This window comes from Saccharopolyspora cebuensis, from assembly GCF_039542665.1.
Taxonomy (GTDB): domain Bacteria; phylum Actinomycetota; class Actinomycetes; order Mycobacteriales; family Pseudonocardiaceae; genus Saccharopolyspora; species Saccharopolyspora cebuensis.
On the sequence record NZ_BAABII010000001.1, the window covers coordinates 179,817 to 201,892 of the forward strand.

Below are 22,076 nucleotides of genomic sequence, written 5' to 3' on the forward strand. Positions count from 1 at the left end.
GGCTCACGACCACCCTCACCCGTTCCCACGGGCGCGCGTCGGCTGCGGGAGCGGGTCAGCGGAACCTGGCGAGGTGTTCGTCCAGGTGGCGCTGGAGCGTCGCCCGGTCCGCCCCGGCGAAGGTGTTCCACCGCTGGCCGTCCTGGTTCTGCCGGGTGGTCATCGAGTAGCGACCCTGCTCGGTGTCGCGGAACCCGATGGCCGGGGCCTGGCCCGAGGGACCGCTGACCAGGAAGTAGCCGAGGCGCCGCACCGGCAGCGCCATGATCGCCGCGGCCCGCTCCGCGTCCCGGCCGCCCGTCGAGGTGGTCGGGCCGTAGTCGAGCCAGCGCGGCCCCCGCTCCTCGCTCTCCTTCTGCGGCGCCTCGGGCTCGGCGGGCACCAGCACCGACGCCGCCTCCAGCCGACCGGCGGGCTCGTCCGGGGCCAGTTCGGCGCACTGCCGGGCCAGCCCGCGCACGTCGAGGAACCGCACCTGCAAGCCGCGCGGGTCCTGCACGGCGAGCACGCCGGTGCGGCCGGCGGCCGCCACCCGGGCCCGGAACACGTCGTCGGCACCGGTCTCGTACACCGCCACCGCGATCGACACCGCAGCGCGGTCCAGCAGCGACAGCGCCTGCTCGACCTCCGCCTCGACCTGGCCCCGGTACGCGAGGTTGCGCTGCTCCAGGTCGGCCCACATGCGCTCGCGCAGCGCCCGCCGCTCGTCGAAGGTCGCCGCGAAGTGCGGCACCTCGAACGGGAACCGCCGCAGGTCCAGCCGCAGCTCCTCGCCGAGCAGGTCCGCCGCCGCGAGCGGGAGCGTGAACGAATCGAGCATCGAGAACCCCATCACCACCGGCGCCGCCGGCGGAACCGCTCCGCCGACGGCGCGTGCGAGCCGCCGGTCTACCTCAGGACGTCCGTGCCGGTGCGGGCGGCGCCTGAGGTGCCGCCGCCCGCACCGCGGGAACAGCGCTACTCGAAGACCGGCGGCGCCACCGGCGGCAGCCCGAGGTCCCGCCACGCGTCGTCGTTCTCCTGCAGGTACTTGTTCTGGTGGTCGAGGTCGTCGTCGCCGCCCTGGCCCCGGCCGGTCGGGGCACCGCCCGCGGCCCCGGCCATCCCGGCGCCGCCCCGGCCACCGGCCACCGCGCCCCCGGTCACCGCCGCACCACCGGGCGTACCGGGGACTCCGCCGACACCGGCGCGGCCACCCGGACCGGGCTGGGCCGACGTGCCCGCGCCGCCCGCACCACCGGCGGCGCCGAGACCGCCCGCACCGCCAGCCGCGCCCAGGCCACCCGCGCCGCCGAAGCCGCGTCCGGCGCCACCACCGGGCGTACCGGGGTTGGGCACACCGGGCACGTTGGGACCGTTCGGCCCGAAGCCGCCGGGACCGCGACCGCCGGACGGTCCGGAACCGTCCCGCCCGCCGGGCCGGTAGCCACCGGGGATCGGGGCCCAGTTGCCGTTGTAGGGGTTGCGCTTCTCCCAGGTGTTCGTCCGCGGGTTCCAGCGGGTGTCACCGCCGCCGGTGCCACCGCCGTGACGGGAGTCCCACTGCGAGGTGGTCGACTTCGGCCCCGTGGTGTAAGAGGGCACGTCCGGGACCCGGTACTGCGGCGTGCCGCCGCCTCCGCCCTGGCCGGGCGCCGTTCCGGGGGAACTCGGCTGCACCGAGCCGGGGGTGTACGAGCTGGGGGTGACCGAAGCGGGCGGGGTCGAACCGGGAGCCGAACCCGGGGGGACCGAGCCGGGCGGGACCGAACCGGGCAGCGCTCCCGGGACGGCGGCGCCGGGACCGTGGCCGCCCGCGGCCGGTGTCCCCTCGGCCAGCGCCGACCGGGTCTGCATCGGGGTGGCCGGTTCCTGGAACGCGCTGAGCGTCGTGGTCGGCTTGAGCCGGCTGAGCTCCTGCGCCTGGTCGGGGTCCTTCGGCGCGGGGAGGAACGTCGGAGTCTGCTCGGCCGCCGTGCCGAAGTCGTTCTCCATCGTGGTGAGCACCTGGGCCGCTTCCTGGTGCGCGGCGCGGGACTCCTCGTGCTTCTGCACCATCTGGCCGACGCGGGCGATCATGAGGACCGGGTTCTGCTCGGCCGCCAGGCCCTTCATCTCCTGCTGGAGGTCGAACTCGACGACCTCGGGCATCGCGTTGCGCGCCCGCTCCCCGGCCTCGGCCTGCATCCCGACCTGGTTCGCGGTGAGCTGCGCGGCCTTGCCGGAGTGGCCCATGTGGTCGGCGACGTTGGTGACGTGCGCGCGCATCGCGTCGCCCGCCTCGCCCTGCCAGTTCTCCTCGGTCTTGGTCGCGGCCTGCCGGATCCGGTCGGAGAAGTCCCGCAGCTTCGCGCCGTGGTCGTGGTAGACCCGGCCGATGTCGTGCACCGCACCGGGGTTGAAGTCCTCCCGGACGAAGCGGTCGAGCTCCTTGTGCTCGTACGACAGGTAGTTCGTGCCGCCGAGCGGGCCGGGCCGGGCGCGCAGCTCCTGCTCCTCGGCCAGTTCCTCGGCCCGTCGCTGCCCGTACTCGTCGGCCTTCTTGTCGGCCTGCACGTGCGAAGCCAAGGCGCCGAAGAGCAGGTGCAGCGGTGAATCGGGGTGCTCCTCCTGGATCTCCCGCACCCGCTCCTCGTACATGGCCTGCTCGCGGTCGGCGATGTACTCCGACTCACCACCCGGTGGCGACGTCATGCTGCCCCCTGCCCAAGTCCTCCGGAAGCCCGGCTTCCGGCATCGGTGCGTCCTGCGTTCCGAGGTGTCCGTGCGCGGCGACTGCGGATCGGACACCGTTGTCCGCCGGGAACCCGCCCGGCGCCGAGCGCGTGGACCACCGCGTCAGGACGGCTGCTCGGGACGTCCCGCGCCGACCGGCGACCGGTCGCGGGGCGGCGTCGAACCGGGCCCCCGCACGCGGAGGATATCCCAGGAAGATCGATCCAGGCGGATGAATCCACGGACTCATGTCAGCCGGCCGGGAGCTTCTCGGCCACCACCGGCGCCAGCCGCTGCGCCACCGCGCACGCGGTGTCGTTGTTCATGTCGTCGGTGATGGCGGCGACCCCGGCCGAGGCGGTGCCGGAGACCGGGAGGAGCACCTCGCAGGTCCCGTCGCCCTCGGCGCCGCGCGCCAGCTTCGCCGGGCGGCCGCCGACGGTGGTCTCCGAGACCTGGTACTGCGACAGGTCGAGCTGCTCGACCGCGCGGTCCGGGTGCAGGTTGACGGCCACCCCGCCTTCCGGGACCTCCCAGCGGCACACCAGCGAGCCGAGCTTGTCCTCGCGCTCCCCGGGGCCCTGCACGCCCGCCGACGGGTCGAGCAGGCCGCACGGGTCGACCTCCGCGAACGGCCCGGCGCTCGTGGACGTCTCCCCGGCGGCGGTGGTCGCCGGCTGCTCGGGCGGCGGCGATGCGCTCGGGCCGCCGCAGGCCGTGCAGGTCAGCGCCACGGCGATGCCGCCGGTGACGAGCGCTCGCGGCTTCGGACGACGCAACGGATTCACACTCCTGATCTCAAGCCTGCACGTCGAAGCGGCGGGAGTTCCCGTCGTCGACCTCCTGGTAGAGCTCGATGCCCTTGCGGATCGCCTCGACGACCTCCGGCACCCGGCTGCGCAACTGCCGGAGCATCTCCTCGTACGAGCGGCCGTCGTCGCCCGCGGCGACGAGCCGGTCGAAGTGCGCGATCTCCTGCCCGGCGGGGCTCGGACCCAGCGGCACCTTCTGCTTGAGCAGGTCGAGGTCCTGCCACATGCCGCGCATTTCCTCGCCCATGTCCTCGAAGATCCGGATGAGCTCCTCGCCCGCTTCGGGAGTCACCTGGAACCGGCCGCCGTTGGCGGCGTTGATGATCCCCATCATGGCTTCGTTCGCGGCGGCGAGTCCCGCCACGGCACCGGCCGATTCGGCCATCTCGCACCGTCCCCGATTCGTTTGGACACGCCCCGGCACGAGGAAAAGTAGCACCTGTTGATCTCGCCGCGGTGTCCCGCACCCGCGCAACGCCCGCCGCACCGGGGCCCGCGCGGCGAACTGGACCCGAACGGGCCAACGGGATGGCCCCGAACGGCCGCCTGCGGGAATTCCCCCGCGCACCGCCGAACCCGGCCCCGGGAACCACAAGGCCCCCGCGCTCCACCGACCTGGGGGTTGCCGGGAGCGCGGGGGCACTCGGGAAGTCCACCTCTGGGGGTCAGGCGGACAGCGGCAACGGTACCAACGCACCACGCGATCCCGGCCGCGAAACGCCGAATCTCGTGACCGAACCGAGATCAGGCGGCGCGCTGCCGGTCCGGCCGCGCCGCCCGGACCACCCCGGCGACGTTCTCCGCGGACAGCTCCTCCAACCGCAACCGGGGCGCGTCGAGGGCCGTCGCGACCCGTTCCGCCAAGCCGAGCCGGACCGGACCGCTCTCGCAGTCGACGACCACCGAGGCCACCTCCATCCGGGCGAGGAGCCCGGCGGCGCGCACCGCGTCGTCCACCGCGCGGCGCGCGCGTTCCCGGGCCGAACCCGCCGCCGCGTCGACGGCGACGGTGGCCTTGCCGTCGGTGAGCAGCACCAGCAGCGGGCGGCGCTGCGGATCGCGGGTCCGCTCGGTGCGCAGCACCGACCGCGCGGTGAGCAGCCCGTCGGCCAGCGGGGTCCGGCCACCGGTGCGCAGCGCGCGCATCCGGGTGGCGGCCACGTCCACCGACGAGGTGGGCGGCAGCGCCACCTCCGCCCCGTCGCCCCGGAACGCGACCACGCCGACCTTGTCCCGCCGCTGGTAGGCGTCCCGCAGCAGGGACAGCACCGCACCGCTGACCGCCGACATCCGCTCCCGCGCCGCCATCGACCCGGAGGCGTCGACCGCGAACAGCACGAGGTTGCCCTCGCGGCCCTCCCGGACCGCCCGGCGGACGTCCTCGCGGTGCAGCAGGAGGCCGGGTCCGCTGCGCCCGCGCGCCCGCTGGTGCGGGGCCGCCGCGGCGAGCGTGGCGGTCAGGTGCACGCCGTTGCCCTCCACCGCGGAAGCCCGGACCCCGCGACCGGTGCGGGACCGGCTGCGCGAACGCCGTCCCGGGGCGCCTTCGCCGAGTCCCGGCACCTCCAGCAGCCGCGCCCGGAAGGCCGGTTCCGGTGCCGCGGGTTGGCGGTCGGCACCGCCCGAACCCTCGTCGCCGTCAGCGCCACCGCTGCGGCCGCCCTCGCCCTCATCGCCGCTGCCGGGAGCACCGGCCCCGGGACCGCCATCATCGGGACCACCGTCATCGGGTCCGCCGTCGTCCGGACCGCCGTCGTCGGGTCCGCCGTCCTCCGGAGCGCCGCCGCCCGGGCCGTCCGGCGGCGGGTCGTCGTCGCCGTCCCCGGCGTGCTCGGCCGCCTCGGAGAGGGCCTGCTGCAACTGGTCCTCCGCCATCCCCGGCTCGTCGAACGGGTCGCGCCTGCGCCGGTGCGGCAGCGCCAGCCGGGCCGCCGTCTCGACGTCCTGCTCGGCCACCGCGTCCGCGCCGCGCCACGCCGCGTGCGCCACGGCGGTGCGGGCCAGCACCAGGTCGGCGCGCATCCCGTCGACCTCCAGCGCGGCGCACAGCGCGGAGATGCGGCGCAGCTCGGAATCCGGCAGCACCACGGCGTCCAGGCGGGCGCGGGCCTCGACGATGCGCCGGGCCAGCTCCGCGTCGGCCTCCGCCCACTGCCCGGCGAAGCCCTCCGGGTCGTCCTCGAAGGCCAGCCGCCTGCGCACCACCTCGGTCCGGGTGGCGACCTCGCGGGCGGCGGCGACGTGCACGGTCAGGCCGAACCGGTCCAGGAGTTGCGGGCGCAGCTCGCCCTCCTCCGGGTTCATCGTGCCGACCAGCAGGAACGACGCGGCGTGCGAGACCGACACCCCGTCGCGCTCGACGTGCGCGCGACCCATCGCCGCGGCGTCCAGCAGCAGGTCGACCAGGTGGTCGTGCAGCAGGTTGACCTCGTCGACGTAGAGCACGCCCCGGTGCGCGGCGGCCAGCAGGCCGGGCTGGAAGGCGCGGACGCCCTCGGTCAGCGCGCGCTCCAGGTCCAGCGAGCCGATCAGCCGGTCCTCGGTGGCCCCGACCGGCAGCTCCACCAGCCCGGCCGGTCGGCGCTGGGCCACCACCGCGTCGTGCGGGCCGTCCGGGCACCGGTCGTCCAGCGCGTCGGGGGCGCACCCGAACCGGCAGCCCTCGACGACGTCGAGGGCGGGCAGCAGCCCCGCCAGCGCCCGCACCGCGGTCGACTTGGCGGTGCCCTTCTCACCGCGCACCAGCACCCCGCCGATGCGCGGGTGGATCGCGTTGAGCAGCAGCGCGAGCCGGAGGTCGTCGTGACCGACCACGGCGGAGAACGGGAAGCGCGCGGCGGCGCGCGGAGGAGCGGTCATGCCGGGTTCCTTCCTCGGGTGTCGGACGCCCCGGGTATCGGGAAGGAGGGGCCGCAGTGTCCTGGCTCCCGGATCGGCGCGGGCCGCCGGCCTTCCCAGGCATCGCCCGGTGGCACGTGGTGGCGGACCGCTCCCCGGTCACAGTGGCGCCGACCGCGCCGGATTCGCACCGGCTTCCTGCCGCACCCCTCGCGTGGATCACCCGGCATCGTCGCAGACCCCGATCACCGGACCAACACACCCGAGACCAGCGCCACGTCAGGGACCCCACCCGTTCGGGAACTAGGTGAGGGGCACCCTTGTCCAAGTAACTTGGGCAAGGGTGCCCCTCACTCAGTTCCCTTTCGGGTGAGGTGGGTGGGGCGTCGGCCGCCTTTCGGAGCTCAGCGGTGCCGTCGTCGTTGCGGGGTGGGGGATCAGGCGCGCGGGGGATCAGGCGCGGCGCATCGGGACGTGGGGGATGCCGTCATCCAGGTACTCCTCCCCGTCCTCGGCGAAGCCGAAGGAGCGGTAGAAGTCGACGGCGTAGGTCTGCGCGGAGAGCACGACGGGGCTGCGCCGGACCTCGGCGACGGCGGCGCGCATCAGCTTGCGCCCCAGCCCGAGGCCGCGGGCGCTCTGGGCGGTGCACACCCGGCCGATCCGGTAGACGCCGTCGGGGTCTTCCAGCAGGCGCAGGTAGCCGAGCACGAAACCATCGGCGGAATCGATCCAGAAGTGCCGGGTGGTCTCCTCCAGATCCCTGCCGTCGAGTTCCGGGTACGCGCACTGCTGCTCGGCGACGAAGACGTCGACGCGCAGGCGCAGCATCCGGTAGAAGTCGTCGGCGTCCAGGTCCGCGGTGTAGGCGCGGTGGACGGCGGTCGCGAGCGGCTGGAGGGTCACCTGAACCTGGATATCACAGCATCGGGCCGGAGGCCCTGGTCACCCGGACCGGGAGTTGCCCACACCACTCGGCTGGAGCTGGTCGGCGAGCTCCGGGTAACCCCCGAGCCTGGTGTAGACGCCGGGGACGCCGGGGCGGCCGCAGCCGGTGCCGAAGGAGACGACCCCGGCGAGCCGCCCGCCCACCACGAACGGCCCGCCGGAGTCGCCTGCGCAGGCGTCGCGACCGCCCTCGGGCACCCCGGCGCAGAACATCTCGGTCCTGTCGTAGGTGGAGTAGGCCGCGGCGCAGGTCTGGTCGTCGGTGACCGGCACGGTCACCGAGCGCAACGTCGATGAGGACGCACCGACCTCGCTGGTGCGCCCCCAGCCGTAGACCCGGCCGGTGGTGCCGGGCCGGTACGGCGCGGGGTCGCCGGGGGCGACCACCGGGATCGGCCGCTGCGGCAGCGGCGCGTCCAGGGTGAGCACGGCGAGGTCGTCGCCCTGCTCGAAGCCCGCGTACTCCGGGTGCACCCAGGTCCGCACCACGCGCCCGACGACACCGGCGCCGGTGCCGAGGTCGGTGCGCCCGGCGACGACCCGCAGGTCGGCGGGCCCGCGCTGGGAGCCCGTCCCGTCGACCACGCAGTGCGCGGCGGTGACCACCTCGACGGGGCCGACCAGCGCGCCACCGCAGAACTGCCGCCCGGACCCGTCGGTGAGCGCGACCGCCCACGGCGCCCGGTCGGTGGAGTCGGGCCCGCCGCCGAGGACGCGCCCCTGGGGCTGCTCGTCCGCGTGCGCGGGCTGGACCCCCGCGAGCACGGTCATCGCGCCCGCCAGCGCGATCCGCACCGGCCCGCTCCTGCTGCTGCCCACCTCGCCGTCCCTCCACCGCCGGAACCCTGTCGCCGGACGGACCGTAGCCGGACCGATACCGGGAATGACGAGAGGGGAGTCACACGGTTTCGGGAAAATATTTCGATATGATGGCCCTCGGCGACAAAATCTGCGCACCGATGCGCGATCGTTCGCCGATCCTCCCGAACCGGCACCACCGACTCCGCCGCGTCCCCGCAGGCGGAGCGGCGAACTACGCCTGGTCGGGTGACACGAGATCAGCGCGAGGAGGAACCGCACGTGCTCCTGGACCCCACCCCGCTGCCCGCCTTCCTGCTGGCGAGCGCGGTCGTGATCCTCACCCCCGGAGTCGATGCCTTCCTGCTGCTGCGCACCTCGCTGAACGTGGGCCGCCGCGCCGGGCTGCTCGCCCTGGTCGGCATCCACACCGCCAGCGTGCTCCAGGTCGCGGCGGTGATCGGCGGCCTCGGCGCGCTGATCACCCGGTACCCGGCGGTGCTGTCGGTGCTGAAGTGGGTCGGCGCGGCGTACCTGGTCTACCTCGCCGGATCGATCCTGCGCGGGCTCTGGCTGGCCCGCCGCGCCGGCGCCGGGGGGCTGGCCGAGCCGGTGCCCGACCGGTCCAACCCGTTCCTGCGCGGGTTGCTGAGCAACCTGACCAACCCGAAGATGCTGCTGTTCAGCCTGGCGTTCCTGCCGCAGTTCGTCGGCGCCGCCGCGCAGCCCGCGGTGCAGCTCGTGGTGCTAGGCGTGATCTTCCTGGTGCTCGCCGCGTTCTGGGAGCTGACCATCGTGCTGGCCGCCGCCCGCATCGCCCACCGGCTCCGGCACCCCCGGTTCTCCCACTCGCTGGACCTGGTCAGCGTCGCGGCGTTCCTGACCATCTCGGTCGGGCTGGTGGCGAGCTGACCGCAGGCCGGTGAGCAGCGCCAGGACCGCCAGCCCGGCCAGCAGCGCCGGGGCGTCGGCGACCGGGGCGGCCAGCGCGAACAGGTACGGCGCGGCGAAGCCGAGGTAGGCGACCACCCAGAACACCGAGGTGAGCCGGGCCAGCCCGCCGGGCGCGGCGATCCGCCCGACCACGGTCAGGCAGTAGGTCGAGCAGCACCCGTAGCCCGCGCCGAGCAGCGCGCAGCAGGCCAGGGCGGCCAGCGGCATCCCGCGCGCCGCGGTCAGCGCGGCCAGCGCCAGCCCGAGGCCCAGCAGGCCCAGCCCCACCACCGCCGGGACCCGTTCGCCGCGGGCCGCGAGGCGGCGGGCCAGCGGCTGCACCAGCGCGCCGGTGCCGGGCGCGAGCAGCGCGGCCAGTCCCGCGTGCAGCGTCTCCCACTCCGCCGGGGCGACCTGCCCCGGCAGCACGCCGAAGCTGATCGAGGGGCCGACGAACACCCACAGCGCCACCGGCAGCACCAGCGCGCGGAACCGCCGGTCGCGCTGCCGCACCCGCGTCGCCGCCGGTCGGCTCGGCCGGGTCTCCGGGCAGGCCAGCGCGAGCAGCAGCCCGGCCACGCACAGCACCAGGTGCGGCAGGTAGGCGACGACCAGCGGCCGCGGTGCCCACTGGGCGAGCAGCGCGGCGACCAGTCCGCTGAGGCTGAACCCGGCCGACAGCAGCACTCCGGCCCGGCGGGCGCCCGCGCCGTCGTCGGTCGTGCCCGCGAGCAGCGTCAGCTCGCGGACCCAGGCGGTGCCCGCGGCCAGCACCGCCCCGGTGCCGAGGCCGGTGAGCACCCGCCCGACGGCCAGCCAGGGCACGGCCAGCACCCCGGCCATCAGCGCCAGCGTGGCCACCCCGTTGAGCAGCACCGCGCCCAGCACCACCGGTCGGCGCCCGCGCCGGTCGGCCAGCGGTCCGCCGAGCAGCAGCCCCGGGACCAGACCCACCACGTACAGCGCGAACAGCCCGGTGACGGCGGTGCCGGACACGCCGAGCCCCCGCTGGTAGGCGGCCAGCAGCGGGGAGAACTGGTTGGCACCCCAACCCGCGACGGTGAGCAGGAAGGCCGCGCGCAACCACATCGACGTCACAGCCACCCGTTGTATGCCCGCGCCGCGCGGTGGCGCAGCCCCCGGGCGGCCGTGACGTCCCTCTCACCGGAGTCCCAGGCGCAGGTCCTCAGGTGCCGAGCTGGGCGGCGATGTCGGCCTGGTAGGTGGCGACCCGGGTGTAGATCCCGGGGTAGCCCGGGCGGGCGCAGCCGTTGCCGGTGGAGACGATGCCGATCAGCTTCCCGTCGGCGACCATCGGCCCGCCGGAGTCGCCCTGGCAGCTGTCCTTGCCGCCTTCGGGCACGCCCGCGCAGACCATCGTGCGCGGGTCGTACTGCGAGTAGGCGCGCGAGCAGTCGGCGTCGGCCACCACCGGGACCTGGACCGAGCGCAGCACGTCGGAGCTGGGCCCGCCCTCGGCGACGTTGCCCCAGCCGAGCACCGTGGTCGGCGTGCCCGCCTGGTAGAGCGCGGAGTCGGCCGGGGTGGCCAGCGGCAGCGGCTGCTGCGGGAGCCGGGTGTCCAGGGTGAGCACCGCGACGTCGGCGCCCGCGGTGGCGCTCTGGTAGTCCGGGTGGGTCCAGATGTCCCGCACCCCGGCGACGGTGCCCGCGGTGGTCCGCTTGTCCTCCCGGCCCGCGACGACCTGCACCGACCCCGGCCGCTCGCCGTCCACGCAGTGCGCGGCGGTGACGACCTTGTCGGGTGCGGCGAGGGTGCCGCCGCAGAACTGGTCGCCCCGCGGGTTGGCGAGGTAGACCACCCACGGGTGCTCGGCGATCGGGGCCGGGGAGCCGCCGACGATCGGCGGTGCCTTCGAGGCGACGGGCCCGGTCTCGGCGGCACCGGCGGTCTCAGCGGCACCGGCTGTCTCGGCGGCAGTGGCGGTCAGCGGTGCGGTCGCCAGCGCCGCCGACATCGCCAGCACGCCCAGCGCCGCCGCTCCCCTGCGCGGAACTCGTGTCATCGCTGTCTCCTCCCCCACGGGCGGGGGTGGGCCGGCGCCGTCCGCGCGAACCGGTCCCCCACCGGTCCGAACCACTTGACGACCCCAGCGGATCACAGCGCACCGGAGGGCGCCGCACGCCGACCGCTAACCACTCGGTCGAGTTACTGGACGCGCGGCTGAATACACCCGTCCGGCGGGATATCGCCGTCCACAGAGGAGTGCTTCAGTCCTCCAGGCTGCCCTCGAGTTCCAGGTACACCTCGCGCAGCTCCGCCAGCACCGCCTCATCGGGCCGCTCCCACAGGCCGCGGTCGGCGGCCTCCAGCAGCCGCTCGGTCATCCCGCGCAGCGCCCACGGGTTCGAGGTGCGCAGGAACTCCTGCACCTCGCCGTCGAAGACGTAGGACTCGGCGAGCTTGGCGTACATCCAGTCGTCCACCACGCCCGCGGTCGCGTCGAAGCCGAACAGGTAGTCCACGGTGGCCGCGAGCTCGAAGGCGCCCTTGTAGCCGTGCCTGCGCATCGCCGAGATCCACTTGGGGTTGACCACCCGGGCCCGGAAGACGCGCTTGGTCTCCTCACCGAGGGTCCGCGTCTTCACCGCGTGCGGCACCGCGGAGTCCCCGACGTAGGCGGCCGGGTCGGCGCCGGCGAGCACCCGCACCGCGGCGACCATCCCGCCGTGGTACTGGAAGTAGTCGTCGGAGTCGGCGATGTCGTGCTCGCGGGTGTCGACGTTCTTGGCCGCCACCTGGATGCGCCGGAACGCGGTCTCCATGTCCGTCCGCGCCTCCCGGCCGTCCAGGCCCCGGCCGTAGGCGAACCCGCCCCAGGTGGCGTAGACCTCGGCGAGGTCGGCGTCGCTGCGCCAGTTCCGGGCGTCGATCAGCGGCAGCAGCCCGGCCCCGTAGGCACCCGGCTTGGACCCGAAGATCCGGGTGGAGGCGCGCCGGTCGTCGCCGTGCGAAGCGAGGTCGGCGCGGTAGTGCGCGGCGACGAAGTTGTCCTCGTCCGGCTCGTCGAGCACCGCCACCGCCCGGACCGCGTCGTCGAGCAGCGACACCACGTGCGGGAAGGCGTCCCGGAAGAAGCCGGAGATGCGCACCACCACGTCGATCCGGGGGCGGCCCAGCTCGGCGAGCGGCACCACCTCGAAACCGGTGACCCGGCGGGAGGCGTCGTCCCAGGTCGGGCGGCAGCCGAGCAGCCAGAGCAGCTCGCCGATGTCGTCGCCCTGGGTGCGCATCGCCGAGGTGCCCCACACCGTGAGCCCGACCGAGCGCGGGTGCTCCCCGGTGTCCTGCACGTGCCGCGCCAGCAGCGAATCGGCGAGCGCGGAGCCGACCTCGAAGGCGTTGCGGGACGGGATCGCCTTGGGATCGACCGAGTAGAAGTTGCGGCCGGTCGGCAGCACCGACACCAGGCCCCGGGTCGGCGACCCGGACGGTCCGGCGGGCACGAAGCCGCCGCCGAGGGCGTGCACCACGTTGTCCACCTCGTCGGTGGTGCGGGCCAGCCGGGGCGCCAGCTCCTCGCAGGCGAACCGCAGCACCGCGTCGACCTGCTCGTCGGGGCCGCCCAGCACCGACGCGGCGACGCCGTCGGCCCGCCAGCCCGCCTCGGCCAGGCCGGTGACCAGCCGCCGGGCCAGCTCCTCCAGCAGGTCCACCGCGTCCGACGCGGACGCCGCGGGACCCGCCACCAGTCCGGTCAGCGCGCCCGGGACCGCCACCGCGGCGCCGGGCTCGGCCAGCAGGTGCTGCTCGTCGAGGCCGAAGCGCTCGGCCAGGGCGGTCCGCAGCCCGGGCAGCGCCCCGACCTTCCCGCCGAAGACCTGCCGCGAGCGCAGGATCGCCAGCACGTCGTTGACCAGCTCCTCGCCCGCCGGCGCCCGGCCGAGGACGTGCAGCCCGTCGCGGATCTGCACGTCCTTGATCTCGCACAGGTAGCCGTCGATGTGCATCACGAAGTCGTCGAACGACTCGGCGTCGGGCTGGTCCTGCTGGTGCAGGTCGTGGTGCAGCTCGGCGGCGGTGACCAGCTCCCAGATCTGGTTGCGCAGCGCGGGCTTCTTCTCCGGATCGAGGTCGGTGACCAGGGCGTACTCGTCGAGGAGCTGCTCCAGCTTGGCGATGTCGCCGTAGCTGTCGGCGCGGGCCATCGGCGGGATCAGGTGGTCCACCACGACGGCGTGCCCGCGGCGCTTGGCCTGGGTGCCCTCGCCCGGGTCGTTGACGATGAACGGGTAGACCAGCGGCAGGTCGCCCAGCACGGCGTCCGGCGCGCACTCGGCGGCCAGCCCGAGGCCCTTGCCCGGCAGCCACTCCAGGGTGCCGTGCTTGCCCAGGTGGACGACGGCATGGGCGCCGAACTCCTCGGCCAGCCAGCGGTAGGCGGCGAAGTACTGGTGCGAGGGCGGCAGGTCCGGGTCGTGGTAGATGGCGATCGGGTTCTCGCCGAAGCCGCGCGGCGGCTGGATCATCAGCACCACGTTGCCGAAGCGCAGCGCCGCCACGTAGATCGAGCCCTCGTCGTCGACGTACAGGCCGCCCGGCGGCGGACCCCAGTGCTCGGCCATGGCCTCGCGCAGCGCGGTGGGCAGCGCGTCGAACCACTCCCGGTAGCGGGGTGCCGGGACGCGGATCGCGGCCTGCGACATCTGGTCGTCGGTGAGCCATTCGACGTCGTGGCCGCCCGCGGCGATCAGCCGGTGGATCAGCCCGTCGCCGTCCACTCCGGACAGGTCCAGGCCGCCGAGGTCGTACCCGGCCTCGGCCAGGGCGTGCAGCAGCACCACCGCCGAGGCGGGGGTGTCCAAGCCGACCGCGTTGCCCACCCGGGAGTGCTTGGTCGGGTAGGACGACAGCACCACGGCCAGCTTCTTGTCCGAGTCGGCGGTGCGCCGCAGCCGGGCCAGCGCGGTGGCGGTGCCCGCGACCCGGCGGGCGCGTTCGGGGTCGGCCAGGTAGACCGGGATGCCGTCGTCCCCGGCCTCCTTGAAGGAGAACGGCACGCTGATCAGCCGGCCGTCGAACTCCGGCACCGCGACCTGCATCGCGGCGTCCATCGGCGACAGCGCGGCGTCGCTGTCCTCCCAGGTGGCGCGGCTGGTGGTGAGGCAGAGCCCTTGCAGCACCGGGATGTCCAGCTCGGCCAGCGCCCCGGCGTCCCAGGAGTCCTCGTCGCCGCCCGCGCTGGCGTCGGCGGCCACCGAGCCGCCCGCGGCGAGCACCGTGGCCACCAGCACGTCGCAGCCGCCGAGCAGGTCGCGCAGCCCGGCGGCGTCGGACAGCCCGCGCAGGGAGCCGCAGAACACCGGCAGCGCGTTGGCCCCGGCCCGCTCGACCTGGTCGGCGAGGGTGTCGACGAACCCGGTGTTGCCCGCCAGCGCGTGCGCCCGGTAGAAGACGATGCCCACGGTGGGCCGCGCCGGGTCGTGCGCCCGCTCGCCGTGCGGGCCGAACTCCGGCATCCGCTCCGGCGGCTCGAAGCCGTCGCCGGTCAGCAGCACCGTGTCGGACAGGAACCGGGCGAGCTGCCCGAGGTTGCCCGGTCCGCCCTCGACCAGGTAGGTCAGCGCCTGGGTGGCGACCCCGGCCGGGACGGTGGACAGCGCCATCAGCTCGGCGTCCGGGGTGGACTCGCCGCTGAGCGCGACGGTCGGCAGGCCCGAGGCCAGCACCGCGTCCAGCCCTTCGGCCCAGGCGCGCTTGCCGCCGAGCAGCCGGACCACCACCAGATCGACCCCGGTGAGCAGGTCGGGGACGTCCTCGGCGGCGACCCGGGACGGGTTGGCCACCGCGTAGTCGGCACCGGAGGCCCTGGCGGCCAGCAGATCGGTGTCCGCCGTGGACAGCAGCAGGATCCTGGTGGTGCGGGCAGCGTCGGACACGGCGCGTCCTTCCTCGGGGTGCGCGCCCCGATCGGGATCCACGGCGGCCGGAGTGTCCTGGCTCCCGGATCGGCGCGCGGCCCCACCTTCCGGCCCGTGCGGGCCGTGGCTCGTCGGAGTGCGCTCCCCGGTCACAGTGGCGCGACCGCCCCGGTCTCGCACCGGGTTCCTCCGCGTCACCGCCGTCTGACGCCGATCATCCTAACGGCCACCGGCGCGCCCGCCGTGAGACGTCGTTCACGCCGCACCCGGCAGCCCTCCGGGCCGCCTCCCGGACGCGCCGGCGGCGCAGGGCTCGGGGCACGGCCGGGTAGTCGTGCTGCGGAACCCGGGTGAACCCCCGCCGCGGGGACCTCAAGGCGTCCAGGACGTCGCCGATCACAGGGGCAGGTGCCCGCGGCGGGCACCACGTCAACGACAGGGAGGCGAACGACCATGACCGAGACCACCTACCGCACGCCCGAACTGGCCGAGCTGGGCGAGTTCACCGCCGACACCCTCGGTGGCAGCGGCGAGTACGTCGACGGCAACGGCTACTTCCTGCCCTGATCGAGGCCACGGGTCCGGTTCCCGCGCGAGGGGGTCGGACCCCGGTCGTCTCCCCAGGTCGGTGCGGCCAGGCGGTCAGTACCCGGCTTCGAGGTCGACGACGCCGATCAGCGGCTCGCCCGCGAGGCGCCGCCGCACGTTGTCCCGCACCCGGCGGGCCAGCGCCGGGAGCAGCAGCGGCTTCGGGTTCGCCGAGTGCGGGGTGATCAACGCGCGCGGGTGGCCGAACAGCGGGTGCCCGTCCGGCAGCGGCTCCGGGTCGGTGACGTCCAGCGCGGCCCCGCCGATCCGCCCGGCGTCCAGCGCCTCGACCAGCGCGCCGGTGTCGACCAGCGAGCCGCGGGCCACGTTGATCAGCCAGGCGTCGTCCTTCATCCGCGCCAGCGCGGCGGCGTCGATCAGCGCGGCGGTGGCGGCCGTGGCCGGGGCCGCGACCACCACGTGATCCGACCGCTCCAGCAGGGTGCCGAGGGCGTCCGGGTCCTCGGCGGGCCAGGTGCGCTCGGCGCCGTCGACCGGGCGTCCGGAGCGGTTGATCGCCAGCACCCGGACGCCGAAGGGGCGCAGCAGCCCGATCAGCGCCCGCCCGATGCCGCCCGCGCCGACGATGCCCACCGTGGTGCCGAACAGGGTGCGCGCCCGCTCCGGGCGGTCCCAGCGCTCGGCGCGGGCGGCTTGGTGCAGGCCGCGGGCGCCGGCCAGCATCAGCCCGAGGGCGTGCTCGGCGACGGTCTCGGCGTAGCTGCCCGCGGCCGAGGTGACCGTGATGCCCTCGCGCAGCGCGCCCGCCGCGAGCCACGGTTCGATCCCGGCGGCGGGCAGCTGCACCCATTCCAGCCCCGGGTGGTCGTACTCGGCGAACCGCTCCGGCCCGGCGCCGAACCACACCAGCCCGGTGGCCTCGGCGGCCGGGGCGAGTTCCGCGCCCGCGGCCAGCACCGCGTCCTGGAGTTCGGCGGCCGGTTCCGGACCGACGTGCACCCGCACTACGCCCTCCCGCCGTCGCGCAGCAACCCGGCCAGCGCGGGGAGCTGCTCGGGATCGTCCAGGGCCGAGCCCACCGCGACCGCGCGGGCGCCCGCGGCGAGGAATTCCGCGGCGTTGCGCGCGTTCATCCCACCGGTGGCGACCAGCTTGAGGTCGGGGAACGGCCCGAGCACCGCGCTGAACCAGCCGGCGCCGAGCTGCGCGGCCGGGAACGCCTTGACCCAGTCCAGCCCGAGCCGCCGGGCCTGCTGGACCTCGCTCGGGGTCGCCACGCCGGGCAGGTGCGGCACCCCGACGTCGGCGCTGAGCCGCACCACCTCGGCGTCCAGGCCGGGCGCCACGGTGAACGCGGCCCCGGCCTCCTGCGCGGTGCGGACCTGCTCGGGCGAGGTCACGGTGCCCGCGCCCACCGGGCGCCCGCGCCGGGCACCGGCCTCGACGGCGGCGCGCAGCGACGGTTCGGCGCGCGGGGTCTCGATCGGCACCTCGACGGCCTCGATGCCCAGGTCCCAGGCCCGCTCGGCCAGTTCGGCGGTCCGCTGCGGGGTCATCCCGCGCAGGATCGCCAGCACCGGCGCGGCCAGCAGCTCGTCGAATCCCCTCACGCGTCACCGCCGATCCGCAGGCCGCCCCAGGCCCGCTCGTCGTAGGCCAGTCGTTCCTCCAGCTCGGCGAGGTCCGGCAGCGCCTGGTGGTCCTCGGTGCTGAGCAGGCTCCGAGCCGCCAGCAGGTGCCCGAGCCGCAGCCGGCGCGAGGCGTCCGCACCGCGCAGCAGCCCGGACAGGTACCCGGCGGCGAAGGCGTCCCCGGCCCCGACCGGCTCGACGACCTCCACGCGGGGCGCCGGGACCGACGTGGTGCCCGCGCCGAACTCGTGCGCGGCCAGCGCGCCGTCCTTGACCACCACCAGCTCGGGCCGGTCGAGCAGCGCGCGCACCTCCTCGGGGGTGCGCACCGACCACAGCGCCGCGGCCTCGTCGAGCCCGACGAACACCACGTCGGCGAGCTGCGCCAGCTCTCGCAGCACCGGCGCCGCCTCCGCCGCGCTCCACAGCGCGGGCCGGTGGTTCACGTCGAAGCTCAGCCGGGACCGCCGCGGGCGGGTCAGCAACCGCCGGACCAGCCGGTCGCAGCCGGTGGACAGCACCGGCGTGATGCCGCTGAGGTGCACCGCGGCCGGGGCGTCGAGCACCACGTCGGCCAGGAAGTCCTGGTCCATCGTGGACGCCGCCGACCCGGCCCGGTAGTAGTGCACCCGGGTGCCCTCGGGCCGGGGGTCCTTGAAGTAGACGCCGGTCGGCGCCTCCGGGTGCACCTCGACCAGCGCGGTGTCCACCCCGGCGCGCGCGAGGTCGGCGACCAGCCGCCTGCCCAGCGGGTCGTCCCCGACCCGGCTGGCCCAGCCGACCCGGTGCCCCAGCGAGGCCAGGTGGATCGCCACGTTCGACTCGGCGCCGCCCGCGGAGAGCGTGAACGCCGGTGCCCGCTCCAGCGGCGTCGCGTCCGCGGGCGCGACCAGCGACATCGTCTCGCCCACGCACAGCACTTCGAGGGCTTCGTCGGGCTCCACACCGCCTCCTCCGCTTTCGGCCGTGGCGCAGCCTACCCGCCCGACTGCGCATGGCACACCACCCTTGCAACATGTGCACGAACTCATCGAGTTGTACCAGTGAAGCGGTACAGTAGTAGAGTGAGAACCTCATGTATCACAGAGTTGGTCCGTGGTGGTGGACCCCGTTCCGGGTGCATACTCGATGACATGAGCACCGAGCCCGTCGCCCGCCGCGAGTGGCTGTCCCTCACGGCGGAGGACGCCCGCCTCGTCGATCTGCTGCTGGAACCGGGGAGCGACGAGCGCGCCGCGCTGGAGGAACTCGCCACCGAGAAGGGCGAAGAGCTCGGCACGTCGAAGGCGGCCCTCCTCCGCGCCGCGTTCCACCTCGGCGTGCGCGACATCCGCGATCTCGCCCGGGACAAGGGCTACCAGCGACTCGCCGCGTCCATCACCCGGCAGGAGAGCGACGAGGATCGCGCGATCACCCGCAGCCGACGCCGCCGCGCCGACGGGGCCGACGGGGGATGAGCATCGACATCGTTCGAGGTCGGATCTACGCCGCTGAGATCGAAGACCGCGGGGAGAAGTTCTACCTGGCCATCTCGAACAACCACCGCAACCGCGCCTTGCCCGACTTCCTCGCCGTGCAGCTCACGACCACGCCGAAGCCGGACATCGACAGCGTCGTCACGCTCGACCACGGCGATCACCCGTGGACCGGTTGGGTTCCCTGCGACAACGTCGAGAAGGTCTACCGGGACGAGGTCACCCGGGACCTCGGCGCGCTGCCGCCACCGACGATGCGGCGCGTCGACAGCGCCCTGCGCGCCGCCCTCGGGCTCTGATCCCGCGGATCCCCCGTCGGGGCGGAGGCGTCCCGGCCCGAAGGGCGGCCCGGGTCATTAGGGTGGGCGCCGGGTAATCCGATCACGCCGTCCGCGACGAAGAGGAGGATGCTTGATGAGCTTGGAGCGCCCGGTCGATCCGGACCCGTATTCCCTGCTCCCCGAGGTTCCGTCGTTCACCGTGACGTCCGAGGACGTGACCGACGGCGAGCCGATGGGCAAGGCCCACGCCTACGACGGCATGGGCGCCGAGGGCGAGAACCGCTCGCCGCAACTGAGCTGGTCGGGCTTCCCGGACACCACCAAGAGCTTCGTGGTGACCTGCTTCGACCCGGACGCCCCGATCCCGGGCGGCTTCTGGCACTGGGTGCTGGTCGACGTGCCCGTCGGGGTCACCGAGCTGCCCGCCGACGCGGGCGACCGCAGCGGCTCCGGCATCCCGGAGGGCGCCTTCCACGTCCCCAACGACATGGGCGAGCGGGCCTTCGGCGGCGCCGCGCCGCCGCCCGGTGACCGCCCGCACCGCTACTACTTCGCGGTGCACGCGGTGGACACCGAGCAGCTCGGGGTCGACGACACGGTGAGCCCGGCGGTGGTCAGCTTCAACCTGGCCTTCCACACCGTCGCGCGGGCCGTGATCGCCCCGACCTACGCGCACTGACGGTGCGCCCGAGGGGGTTCCGCACCCGAGGAGCCCCCTCGTCCGTCAGCGTCCCGCGGCTCCGACCGGGGGCGCGAGCACCGGCTCGGGCACCGAGGCGAGCAGCCGGGCGCGGGCCTGCCGGACCAGCAGCACCCGGGGCAGCCGGCGCAACCGCCGCGGGATCGGGGCGTCGAACACCGCGGGCCACAGCGCGCGGGCCCGCTTCCTGGGCAGCCGCGACCAGCGCGCCAGCAGCTCCTCGACGAGCCGGAGCTGCTCCCGGTGCAACCGGTGCGGGCCGTCGACCTCGCCGAACAGCCTCCGGTATTCGGCCAGCACGTTGACGTGCCCGAAGGCCCGGTCGGCGGCGTGCGGCCGCAGGTCGTCGCGGATCTCGCGCAGCGCCAGCAGCGGGTCGAGGGCGTGCAGCGCCACGGCGGCGTCCCGCCCGACCACGTCGCACAGCACCTGGACCAGCAGCCGGACGTCCGAGCAGCGCTGGTGGGTGAGCACCCGCAGCGCCTCCTCGTCGACCTCGGCGAGCTCGTGCACCACCCGGCGCCGCTGCCTGCCGTAGGCCTTGAGCAGCGCGACCTGGCGGCGGATGCCGGGGTGGTCGAGGCCGTGCGCGTCGAGCAGGTGCTCGATGCCGTCGAAGGCGATCCGGTCCTCCTCCCCCGTCCCCGCGCCGAGGTCGACCCGGTGGACCAGCGCCTCCAGGTGCTGCAGCAGCGGCAGCGCCGCGTGCAGCGCGCGGGGCGGGCAGTCCAGCAGCGGGCCGAGCCGGTGCAGGCCGCCGACGACCTTGCCCGCGGTGAGCTGGTGCAGGTAGGTGACGGCCGTCGTGCGGAGCTCGGCCTCGGACAGCCCCCGGTACCCGGCGCGCAGCCGGATGCCGAGATCGTCCGGGTCGCGCAGGCTCCCCGCCGGTCGGGTGCGGGCCATGTCCACCACTTCCCTCGGTGCGGCTGCCGACGATCATGCCCGGCGGCATCGTCCCCGGTCGCGGGTTCGGTCCCGAGCTCGCTCGAAGGTGTGAGCACCCGCCTCCCCCTTCCACAGTGGACGTGGCCGGGCTCACGCCGGGAATCAGCGGGGATGGCGACGGGTTGGACCGGGCGGTCCCGCGCTCCCCCGACCTGAGGCAGGATGGATCCGTGCGCCACTTCGACCTCGTCATCATCGGTTCCGGCTCCGGCAACTCGTTGCTGGACGAGCGGTTCGACGGCTGGAACGTCGCCATCGTCGACAAGGGCATCGGCCCCAACGACGCCTACGGCGGGACCTGCCTCAACGTCGGGTGCATCCCGACGAAGATGTTCGTGCACACCGCCGACGTCGCCGCCGGTCCCGCCGCCGGGGAGCGGCTCGGGGTGGACCTGGAGCTGCGCGGGGTGCGCTGGCGGGAGATCCGGGACCGGATCTTCGAGCGGATCGACACCATCTCCGCGGGCGGCAGGCACTACCGCGCCGAGGAGAGCCCGAACGTGACGCTGTTCACCGGCGTCGCGACGTTCAGCGGGGTCAAGCGGCTCACCGTCGAGACCGAGGGCGGGCCGGAGACCATCACCGCCGACCGGTTCGTCATCGCCGCGGGCGGGCGCCCCGACCTGCCCGACCTGCCGGGGCTGCTCGACGTGCCGTACTGGACCAGCGACACGGTGATGCGGCTCGACGAGCTGCCCCGCCGGATGATCATCATGGGCACCGGGTTCGTCGGCGCCGAGTTCGCGCACGTGTTCTCGTCGCTGGGCGTCGAGGTCACCCTGGTCGGCCGGTCCGGGGTGGCGCTGCGCGCCGAGGACGCCGACATCGCCGAGCGGTTCACCGAGATCGCCACGCGCAAGTGGGACGTGCGGCTGAACCGGCACGCCACCTCCGTGGAGCGCGACGGCGACGGGATCGTGCTGCACCTCGACGGTCCCGACGGCGCCGAGTCCGTCCCCGGCGACGCGCTGCTCGTCGCGACCGGGCGGCGGCCCAACGCCGACCTGCTCGACGCGCCCGCCGGGGGCATCGAGCTCACCGCGGACGGCAAGGTCAAGGTCGACTCCACCCAGCGGGCCTCGGTGGAGGGCGTGTGGGCGCTCGGCGACGTGAGCTCGCACTTCGAGCTCAAGCACGTGGCCAACCACGAGATGCGCGTGGTCCAGCACAACCTGCTGCACCCCGACGACCCGATCGAGTCGGACCACCGGTTCGTGCCGCACGCGGTGTTCAGCGCACCGCAGATCGCCGCGGTCGGGCTCACCGAGGAGCAGGCGCGGCGGCGCGGCATCGACCACGTCGTGAGCACGCAGGACTACGCCGCGGTCGCCTACGGCTGGGCGATGGAGGACACCACCGGCTTCGCCAAGCTGCTGGCCGACCCGCGCACCGGGCTGATCCTCGGCGCGCACATCATCGGCCCGCAGGCGCCCACGGTGATCCAGCCGCTGATCCAGGCGATGCACTTCGGCCTCGACGCCCGCTCGATGGCGAAGGGCCAGTACTGGATCCACCCGGCCATGCCCGAGCTCGTGGAGAACGCCCTCCTCAACCTCCCCCTCGACTGAGACCTGAGTGAGGGGCACC

General features: G+C 74.8%; 19 protein-coding genes, 1 pseudogene and 2 riboswitches. Of the genes and pseudogenes, 6 read left to right on the top strand and 14 right to left on the bottom strand.

Features of this window, described 5'->3' with window-relative positions:
- Nucleotides 1–55 precede the first annotated feature (55 nt).
- The 7 genes from ABD976_RS00810 to ABD976_RS00840 all read right to left on the bottom strand — a co-directional run bounded on the left by ABD976_RS00810 (nucleotide 56) and on the right by ABD976_RS00840 (nucleotide 8,111).
- On the bottom strand, nucleotides 56–820 hold the full coding sequence (locus ABD976_RS00810) for an ESX secretion-associated protein EspG (RefSeq protein WP_345355428.1): 765 nt from the start codon (nucleotides 818–820) through the stop codon (nucleotides 56–58).
- Nucleotides 821–957: 137 nt separating this feature from the next.
- Complete coding sequence (locus tag ABD976_RS00815; protein WP_345355431.1) at nucleotides 958–2,673, bottom strand: hypothetical protein; 1,716 nt, start codon at nucleotides 2,671–2,673, stop codon at nucleotides 958–960.
- A gap of 272 nt (nucleotides 2,674–2,945) precedes the next feature.
- On the bottom strand, nucleotides 2,946–3,473 hold the full coding sequence (locus ABD976_RS00820; protein ID WP_345355433.1) for a DUF3558 family protein: 528 nt from the start codon (nucleotides 3,471–3,473) through the stop codon (nucleotides 2,946–2,948).
- Nucleotides 3,474–3,492: 19 nt separating this feature from the next.
- A complete protein-coding gene (locus ABD976_RS00825; protein WP_345355436.1) occupies nucleotides 3,493–3,891 on the bottom strand; it encodes a hypothetical protein in 399 nt (132 codons plus the stop codon).
- Nucleotides 3,892–4,250: 359 nt separating this feature from the next.
- Nucleotides 4,251–6,365: a VWA domain-containing protein gene (locus ABD976_RS00830; RefSeq protein ID WP_345355439.1), complete on the bottom strand. Its 2,115-nt coding sequence runs from the start codon at nucleotides 6,363–6,365 to the stop codon at nucleotides 4,251–4,253.
- 54 nt (nucleotides 6,366–6,419) lie between these two features.
- Nucleotides 6,420–6,545, bottom strand: a riboswitch (cobalamin riboswitch).
- A 252-nt stretch (nucleotides 6,546–6,797) separates the two neighbouring features.
- Entirely contained in the window at nucleotides 6,798–7,250 is a 453-nt protein-coding gene (locus ABD976_RS00835) for a GNAT family N-acetyltransferase (RefSeq protein WP_345355442.1), read from the bottom strand.
- 39 nt (nucleotides 7,251–7,289) lie between these two features.
- Nucleotides 7,290–8,111 (bottom strand): S1 family peptidase, encoded by an 822-nt coding sequence (locus tag ABD976_RS00840; RefSeq protein WP_345355445.1) that lies wholly within the window; start codon nucleotides 8,109–8,111, stop codon nucleotides 7,290–7,292.
- 228 nt (nucleotides 8,112–8,339) lie between these two features.
- Between ABD976_RS00840 and ABD976_RS00845 the strand changes: the two genes are divergently transcribed.
- A complete protein-coding gene (locus ABD976_RS00845; protein WP_345355448.1) occupies nucleotides 8,340–9,002 on the top strand; it encodes a LysE family translocator in 663 nt (220 codons plus the stop codon).
- Nucleotides 9,003–9,107: 105 nt separating this feature from the next.
- Here the strand turns inward: ABD976_RS00845 and ABD976_RS00850 are convergent.
- The 3 genes and pseudogenes from ABD976_RS00850 to cobN form a co-directional block, all read right to left on the bottom strand.
- A pseudogene (locus ABD976_RS00850) lies at nucleotides 9,108–10,112 on the bottom strand (MFS transporter); the annotation flags it as partial.
- 97 nt (nucleotides 10,113–10,209) lie between these two features.
- Nucleotides 10,210–11,049, bottom strand: a complete 840-nt coding sequence (locus ABD976_RS00855) for a S1 family peptidase (protein WP_345355451.1) — start codon at nucleotides 11,047–11,049, stop codon at nucleotides 10,210–10,212.
- A gap of 205 nt (nucleotides 11,050–11,254) precedes the next feature.
- On the bottom strand, nucleotides 11,255–14,923 hold the full coding sequence (cobN, locus tag ABD976_RS00860) for a cobaltochelatase subunit CobN (RefSeq protein WP_345355454.1): 3,669 nt from the start codon (nucleotides 14,921–14,923) through the stop codon (nucleotides 11,255–11,257).
- A gap of 51 nt (nucleotides 14,924–14,974) precedes the next feature.
- Nucleotides 14,975–15,094, bottom strand: a riboswitch (cobalamin riboswitch).
- A gap of 264 nt (nucleotides 15,095–15,358) precedes the next feature.
- On the opposite strand from cobN, the gene ABD976_RS00865 reads away from it, so the two are divergent.
- Nucleotides 15,359–15,472, top strand: coding sequence for a lasso RiPP family leader peptide-containing protein (locus ABD976_RS00865; RefSeq protein ID WP_345355457.1), 114 nt, complete (start codon nucleotides 15,359–15,361; stop codon nucleotides 15,470–15,472).
- A 75-nt stretch (nucleotides 15,473–15,547) separates the two neighbouring features.
- Here the strand turns inward: ABD976_RS00865 and ABD976_RS00870 are convergent, their stop codons facing one another.
- From ABD976_RS00870 to ABD976_RS00880, 3 genes are read right to left on the bottom strand one after another with little or no spacing between them, the layout of a single operon-like run.
- Nucleotides 15,548–16,459 (bottom strand): NAD(P)-dependent oxidoreductase, encoded by a 912-nt coding sequence (locus tag ABD976_RS00870; protein WP_345355460.1) that lies wholly within the window; start codon nucleotides 16,457–16,459, stop codon nucleotides 15,548–15,550.
- Complete coding sequence (locus ABD976_RS00875; protein ID WP_345355463.1) at nucleotides 16,459–17,064, bottom strand: bifunctional 4-hydroxy-2-oxoglutarate aldolase/2-dehydro-3-deoxy-phosphogluconate aldolase; 606 nt, start codon at nucleotides 17,062–17,064, stop codon at nucleotides 16,459–16,461. The genes ABD976_RS00870 and ABD976_RS00875 overlap by 1 nt, the downstream gene beginning before the upstream one ends.
- Nucleotides 17,061–18,029, bottom strand: coding sequence for a sugar kinase (locus ABD976_RS00880; protein ID WP_345355466.1), 969 nt, complete (start codon nucleotides 18,027–18,029; stop codon nucleotides 17,061–17,063). Before ABD976_RS00880 ends, ABD976_RS00875 begins: the two co-directional genes overlap by 4 nt.
- A gap of 189 nt (nucleotides 18,030–18,218) precedes the next feature.
- Here ABD976_RS00880 and ABD976_RS00885 point away from each other — a divergent pair, with 189 nt between their 5' ends.
- The 3 genes from ABD976_RS00885 to ABD976_RS00895 all read left to right on the top strand — a co-directional run bounded on the left by ABD976_RS00885 (nucleotide 18,219) and on the right by ABD976_RS00895 (nucleotide 19,520).
- Complete coding sequence (locus tag ABD976_RS00885; protein ID WP_345355469.1) at nucleotides 18,219–18,542, top strand: hypothetical protein; 324 nt, start codon at nucleotides 18,219–18,221, stop codon at nucleotides 18,540–18,542.
- Nucleotides 18,539–18,859 carry a type II toxin-antitoxin system PemK/MazF family toxin gene (locus tag ABD976_RS00890; RefSeq protein ID WP_345355472.1) on the top strand — a complete coding sequence of 107 codons (321 nt, stop codon included), beginning with the start codon at nucleotides 18,539–18,541 and terminating at the stop codon, nucleotides 18,857–18,859. Before ABD976_RS00885 ends, ABD976_RS00890 begins: the two co-directional genes overlap by 4 nt.
- A gap of 115 nt (nucleotides 18,860–18,974) precedes the next feature.
- A complete protein-coding gene (locus tag ABD976_RS00895) occupies nucleotides 18,975–19,520 on the top strand; it encodes a YbhB/YbcL family Raf kinase inhibitor-like protein (protein ID WP_345355475.1) in 546 nt (181 codons plus the stop codon).
- 45 nt (nucleotides 19,521–19,565) lie between these two features.
- On the opposite strand, the gene ABD976_RS00900 is transcribed toward ABD976_RS00895, so the two are convergent.
- Nucleotides 19,566–20,447 (bottom strand): hypothetical protein, encoded by an 882-nt coding sequence (locus ABD976_RS00900; RefSeq protein WP_345355478.1) that lies wholly within the window; start codon nucleotides 20,445–20,447, stop codon nucleotides 19,566–19,568.
- A 212-nt stretch (nucleotides 20,448–20,659) separates the two neighbouring features.
- Between ABD976_RS00900 and ABD976_RS00905 the strand changes: the two genes are divergently transcribed.
- The gene (locus ABD976_RS00905) at nucleotides 20,660–22,057 is read left to right on the top strand and encodes a mycothione reductase (protein ID WP_345355480.1); all 1,398 of its coding nucleotides are present in this window, start codon (nucleotides 20,660–20,662) and stop codon (nucleotides 22,055–22,057) included.
- Nucleotides 22,058–22,076: the final 19 nt, after the last annotated feature.

Coding starts and splice junctions, on each gene's coding strand:
- ABD976_RS00810 (WP_345355428.1), bottom strand. CDS start 820: ATGCTCGATTCGTTCACGCTCCCGCTCGCGGCGGCGGACCTGCTCGGC.
- ABD976_RS00815 (WP_345355431.1), bottom strand. CDS start 2,673: ATGACGTCGCCACCGGGTGGTGAGTCGGAGTACATCGCCGACCGCGAG.
- ABD976_RS00825 (WP_345355436.1), bottom strand. CDS start 3,891: ATGGCCGAATCGGCCGGTGCCGTGGCGGGACTCGCCGCCGCGAACGAA.
- ABD976_RS00830 (WP_345355439.1), bottom strand. CDS start 6,365: ATGACCGCTCCTCCGCGCGCCGCCGCGCGCTTCCCGTTCTCCGCCGTG.
- ABD976_RS00855 (WP_345355451.1), bottom strand. CDS start 11,049: ATGACACGAGTTCCGCGCAGGGGAGCGGCGGCGCTGGGCGTGCTGGCG.
- ABD976_RS00865 (WP_345355457.1), top strand. CDS start 15,359: ATGACCGAGACCACCTACCGCACGCCCGAACTGGCCGAGCTGGGCGAG.
- ABD976_RS00885 (WP_345355469.1), top strand. CDS start 18,219: ATGAGCACCGAGCCCGTCGCCCGCCGCGAGTGGCTGTCCCTCACGGCG.
- ABD976_RS00890 (WP_345355472.1), top strand. CDS start 18,539: ATGAGCATCGACATCGTTCGAGGTCGGATCTACGCCGCTGAGATCGAA.
- ABD976_RS00895 (WP_345355475.1), top strand. CDS start 18,975: ATGAGCTTGGAGCGCCCGGTCGATCCGGACCCGTATTCCCTGCTCCCC.
- ABD976_RS00900 (WP_345355478.1), bottom strand. CDS start 20,447: ATGGCCCGCACCCGACCGGCGGGGAGCCTGCGCGACCCGGACGATCTC.